Genomic DNA, 5,081 nt, shown 5'->3' with positions numbered 1-5,081 from the left:
CCCGGACACAACTCCGGCCCACCGCTGCGGCGTTGGAGCGGTGGGCCGGGGAACGTACAGATGAACAGAGGAAGATCAGCCGTTGCGGCGCAGGGCCTCGCTGAGACGCGCGGCGGCGTCGATGACCGCCTGGGCGTGCATACGGCCAGGGTGGCGGGTCAGGCGCTCGATCGGGCCGGAGACCGAGACCGCGGCCACGACCCGGTTGGAGGGGCCGCGGACGGGCGCCGAGACCGAGGCGACGCCCGGCTCGCGCTCGCCGATCGACTGGGCCCAGCCGCGGCGCCGCACGCCCGAGAGGGCCGTCGCCGTGAAGCGGGCGCCCTGCAGGCCGCGGTGCAGCCGCTCGGGCTCCTCCCAGGCCATCAGGATCTGGGCCGAGGAGCCGGCCTTCATCGTGAGCGTGGAGCCGACGGGGACCGTGTCCCGAAGTCCGGACAGCCGCTCGGCGGCCGCCACGCAGATGCGCATGTCTCCCTGCCGGCGGTAGAGCTGCGCGCTCTCGCCGGTCACATCGCGCAGATGAGTCAGCACCGGTCCCGCCGTGGCCAGCAGCCGGTCCTCGCCCGCCGCCGCGGCGAGCTCCGCCAGGCGCGGGCCCAGAATGAACCGGCCCTGCATGTCCCTCGCCACCATCCGGTGGTGTTCCAGAGCCACGGCGAGGCGATGTGCCGTGGGTCGTGCAAGCCCTGTCGCCGCGACCAGCCCGGCGAGGGTGGCCGGACCGGACTCCAGGGCGCTCAGTACCAGAGCTGCCTTGTCGAGAACGCCGACGCCGCTAGAGTTGTCCATGCAACGATATTCACGTCTCACTCTGTGAAACGCAAGTTCAATTTCTCCGAGAAGTTGCGAACCTGGATGTACGGCCGCACAAGGGCCAGCGTCCCCCGCCCGGCACCAAGGCGTGTCCGAGGTGCGGACGGCGACGCAATCGATCTCTAGTTGGGCCCGGCGACGCTGCCGGGCCGGAGGGAAAGCGATGGGTAGGACACTGGCGGAGAAGGTCTGGGACGACCATGTCGTCCGGCGCGCCGATGGCGAGCCCGACCTCCTCTTCATCGATCTGCACCTCCTGCACGAGGTGACCAGCCCGCAGGCGTTCGACGGTCTCCGTCTGAGCGGTCGCCGGGTGCGGCGGCTGGACCTCACCATCGCGACCGAGGACCACAACACCCCGACCCTCGACATCGACAAGCCCATCGCGGACCCCGTCTCCCGCGCGCAGTTGGAGACCCTGCGCAAGAACTGCGCCGAGTTCGGCGTCCGGCTGCACCCGCTGGGCGACGTCGAGCAGGGCGTCGTCCACGTCGTGGGACCGCAGCTGGGTCTGACCCAGCCCGGCACCACCGTGGTCTGCGGCGACTCGCACACCTCCACGCACGGCGCCTTCGGCGCTCTGGCGTTCGGTATCGGCACCTCGCAGGTCGAGCATGTGCTGGCCACCCAGACGCTGCCGATGGCCCGCCCCAGGACCATGGCGATCACCGTCGAGGGCGAGCTGCCCGACGGCGTCACCGCCAAGGACCTGATCCTGGCGATCATCGCCAAGATCGGTACGGGTGGCGGCCAGGGCTACGTCCTGGAGTACCGGGGTTCCGCCATCGAGAAGCTCTCGATGGAGGCCCGCATGACCATCTGCAACATGTCGATCGAGGCCGGCGCCCGGGCGGGCATGATCGCCCCGGACCAGACCACGTTCGACTATCTGCAGGGCCGCGACCACGCCCCCAAGGGTGAGGACTGGGACGCGGCGGTCGCGTACTGGAAGACCCTGCGCACCGACGACGACGCCGTATTCGACGCCGAGGTCTTCATCGACGCCGCTTCGCTCTCCCCGTTCGTCACCTGGGGCACCAACCCCGGCCAGGGCGCACCGCTGTCGGCGAACGTCCCCGACCCGGCTTCGTACGAGGACGCTTCGGAGCGACTGGCGGCCGAAAAGGCCCTGGAGTACATGGGGTTGACCGCCGGACAGGCGCTGCGCGACATCAACGTCGACACCGTCTTCGTAGGCTCCTGCACCAACGGGCGTATCGAGGACCTGCGCTCCGCGGCCTCGATCCTGGACGGCCGCAAAGTCGCCGACGGCGTACGGATGCTGGTCGTCCCCGGCTCCGTACGGGTCGCGCTGCAGGCCGTCGAGGAGGGCCTGGACAAGGTCTTCAAGGAGGCCGGCGCCGAATGGCGGCATGCGGGCTGCTCGATGTGTCTGGGCATGAACCCCGACCAGCTGGCTCCCGGTGAGCGCTCCGCCTCCACCTCCAACCGCAACTTCGAGGGGCGGCAGGGCAAGGGCGGCCGGACCCATCTGGTCTCGCCGCAGGTCGCGGCCGCCACTGCGGTACTCGGGCACTTGGCCTCGCCCGCTGATCTGTCCGACATCCCGGCCACAGCCGGAGTCTGAACACCGTGACTCCTCCACCCCGTAAGAACGGCGTGGCTTCTCACTCGGCCCGGAAGGGTCTCATGACGGCCAAGCCCTGACCGCTGCCCGAAGGCAGGGCAACACCGTACTACTCCACAGGCAACGAAGGATGAACAATGGAAGCCTTCACCACGCACACCGGCCGGGCCGTCCCGCTGCGCCGCAGCAACGTCGACACCGACCAGATCATCCCGGCCCACTGGCTGAAGAAGGTCACCCGCGACGGCTTCGAGGACGGACTGTTCGAGGCCTGGCGCAAGAACGACGACTTCGTTCTCAACCTGCCCGAGCGGCAGGGCGCCACGGTGCTGGTCGCCGGTCCCGACTTCGGCACCGGCTCCTCCCGTGAGCACGCCGTCTGGGCGCTCCAGAACTACGGCTTCAAGGCCGTCATCTCCGCCCGCTACGCCGACATCTTCCGCGGCAACTCGCTCAAGAACGGGCTGCTGACCGTGGTTCTGCCGCAGGAGACGGTGGACCGGCTGTGGGAGCTGACCGAGTCCGACCCGAGCGCGGAAATCACCGTGGACTTGGAGGCGCGCCAGGTCCGCGCGGCGGGCATCACCGCCGACTTCGAGCTGGACGAGAATGCTCGCTGGCGGCTGTTGAACGGACTCGACGACATCAGCCTCACCCTTCAGAACGAAGCGGACATCGCGACTTACGAGGCGTCCAGGCCAGCCTTCAAGCCCCGTACAATTGAGGTCTGAGCAGCGCTTTTCCCGTACTGCGCCCTCCACCGTCCGGTGGAGGGCGCAGCCGCTTGTTGAGACCCTGTCGGGCGACAACTCGCCCCAGATGGCACAATCGGTGCATGGAACGTGACAGCCAACTCGAGCTCTACGAGGCGGTCGCGGCCCGATTGAAGGAAGCGCACACGCGTGTGCGCGAACTGCAAGTCCCGGAGGGCGTAAGGATGGCGCTGTCCCGGAAGCTGCTGGTCATCACGGCCGCGGCGAAGCACGATCTCGTAGACGCCGCAAGGCGTCTGGACCGGTTGATGAACGACCTCGACGAAGGTCGTTTCCCCCAAGGCGACTGACCACCCGGCGACTGGGCCGATATGCGGCTCCGCCGCGTGGCCGCGACGGTCGACTTCGTTGCGGCACTAGGGTGATTAGCCCGTTTCGTGTTTGATTTGCGGTATATATCTGCCTAGCGTGCGAAAAAGCTTGAACAGTTTCGTTCCGGCAATGTCTCCGAAGGGGAAGACGTGAACAAGGCGCAGCTCGTAGAAGCGATTGCCGACAAGATGGGTGGCCGCCAGCAGGCCGCCGATGCTGTCGACGCGGTACTCGACGCGATCGTCCGCGCGGTTGTCGGCGGCGACCGGGTTTCGGTCACCGGCTTTGGCTCGTTCGAGAAGGTCGACCGCCCGGCCCGCTACGCCCGCAACCCGCAGACGGGTGAGCGCGTGCGGGTCAAGAAGACCTCGGTGCCGCGGTTCCGCGCGGGCCAGGGCTTCAAGGACCTGGTGAGCGGCTCCAAGAAGCTCCCCAGGGGCGGCGAAGTCGCCGTCAAGAAGGCCCCCAAGGGCAGCCTCCAGGTCGGCGCGGCCGCGAAGAAGGCTGCCGCGAAGAAGGCGACGGCCAAGAAGGCCGCGGCGAAGAAGGTCACGGCCAAGAAGGCCGCTCCCGCCAAGAAGGTGACCGCCAAGAAGACCACGGCGAAGAAGACCACCGCCAAGAAGACCACGGCGGCGGCGAAGAAGGCGGCACCCGCCAAGAAGGCGGCCGCGGCCAAGAAGACCGCCCCCGCCAAGAAGGCGGTGGCGAAGAAGGCGCCCGCGAAGAAGGCCACGGCGCGCAAGACCACCGCCAAGAAGGCCACCGCCCGCAAGAAGTAAGCGGCGCAACAGCACAGGGCCACTCACGCGACGGGCCGGACTCCTTCAGGGGAGCCCGGCCCGCGGCGCGTCTGCATCCACAGCTGCATCCACAGCTGCATCTGCTGCTACGTCTGCCTCTGCCTCTGCCCTAGAGCGTCTGCAGCGTCACCAGCGTGATCCGCAGGGCATCGCCCTTGCCCTCGGTCTCGATCCGCACCCGCTGTCCCGGTCGCAGCAGCCGCAGCCCGCCGGCGTCGAACGCGGCGGCGTCGAACTCCACGGGCGTGCCGTCGTCGAGCAGCACACTTCCGCTGCGGGTCTCTGAGTCGTACGTGTACGCGGTCGCCTGCATGTCCAGAGCGTAACGGGCACGCAGGGGAGCCCCGGCCCCGGGCGCCTGCGGCGGGCCCGCTCGGTCCTCGATCTTCCCCGGAGCTTCGCCCGGGGGACCCCAACCGCTCCGCAGGAGTCCGTTGGGCGACTGAGGACGCAGACCCGGGCCGATCGGGGACGGGCACCTTCCGGGCCCACAGGACGGCCAGGGGCACCTCTCAGGCGAACACCGGGTGGGCCGCGGCCCCGGACAGGCCCCTGGGCCGTGTCTTCAAAGTCCCGTCTGCCCGGCGACGCCTGGCACGCACTCCCCCGTAGCCCTTCGGGTACGGGAGGTGCCCCCAGCACAGGACGCCGCCGGGCCCGCCCTTCGGGCGGACGGCGCTACTTCGAAGTCACTCCCTAAGGGCTGTCCCGTAATCCCCGGTGGATCAGCGCGCGGCGTCAGATGCGGTGCATCGCAAGGCGGAGGGGCGTCCTCATACTGGGCGTATT

6 protein-coding genes are annotated in these 5,081 nt (G+C 69.0%); 4 read left to right on the top strand and 2 right to left on the bottom strand.

Translation table 11 applies throughout. The features are described 5' to 3' along the window. Positions 1–75: 75 nt before the first annotated feature. The gene (gene ndgR / locus ACWGI8_RS39200; protein WP_005311436.1) at positions 76–792 is read right to left on the bottom strand and encodes an IclR family transcriptional regulator NdgR; all 717 of its coding nucleotides are present in this window, start codon (positions 790–792) and stop codon (positions 76–78) included. 187 nt (positions 793–979) lie between these two features. Here ndgR and leuC point away from each other — a divergent pair, with 187 nt between their 5' ends. The 4 genes from leuC (at position 980) to ACWGI8_RS39180 (ending at position 4,271) form a co-directional block, all read left to right on the top strand. After that, a complete protein-coding gene (gene leuC, locus ACWGI8_RS39195) occupies positions 980–2,404 on the top strand; it encodes a 3-isopropylmalate dehydratase large subunit (RefSeq protein WP_453668219.1) in 1,425 nt (474 codons plus the stop codon). Between the two features lie 137 nt (positions 2,405–2,541). After that, positions 2,542–3,135 carry a 3-isopropylmalate dehydratase small subunit gene (leuD, locus tag ACWGI8_RS39190; RefSeq protein WP_453668218.1) on the top strand — a complete coding sequence of 198 codons (594 nt, stop codon included), beginning with the start codon at positions 2,542–2,544 and terminating at the stop codon, positions 3,133–3,135. Between the two features lie 104 nt (positions 3,136–3,239). Next, positions 3,240–3,467 carry an SCO5555 family protein gene (locus ACWGI8_RS39185; protein ID WP_453668217.1) on the top strand — a complete coding sequence of 76 codons (228 nt, stop codon included), beginning with the start codon at positions 3,240–3,242 and terminating at the stop codon, positions 3,465–3,467. A 171-nt stretch (positions 3,468–3,638) separates the two neighbouring features. Then, entirely contained in the window at positions 3,639–4,271 is a 633-nt protein-coding gene (locus ACWGI8_RS39180) for an HU family DNA-binding protein (RefSeq protein WP_453668216.1), read from the top strand. 130 nt (positions 4,272–4,401) lie between these two features. On the opposite strand, the gene ACWGI8_RS39175 is transcribed toward ACWGI8_RS39180, so the two are convergent. Beyond that, positions 4,402–4,605, bottom strand: a complete 204-nt coding sequence (locus ACWGI8_RS39175) for a hypothetical protein (protein WP_351223464.1) — start codon at positions 4,603–4,605, stop codon at positions 4,402–4,404. Positions 4,606–5,081 lie beyond the last annotated feature (476 nt).

Source organism: Streptomyces sp. NPDC054841 (assembly GCF_053611045.1).
Note: the sequence above shows the minus strand (reverse complement) of the source record. Positions and strands in the feature narration are given on the sequence as shown.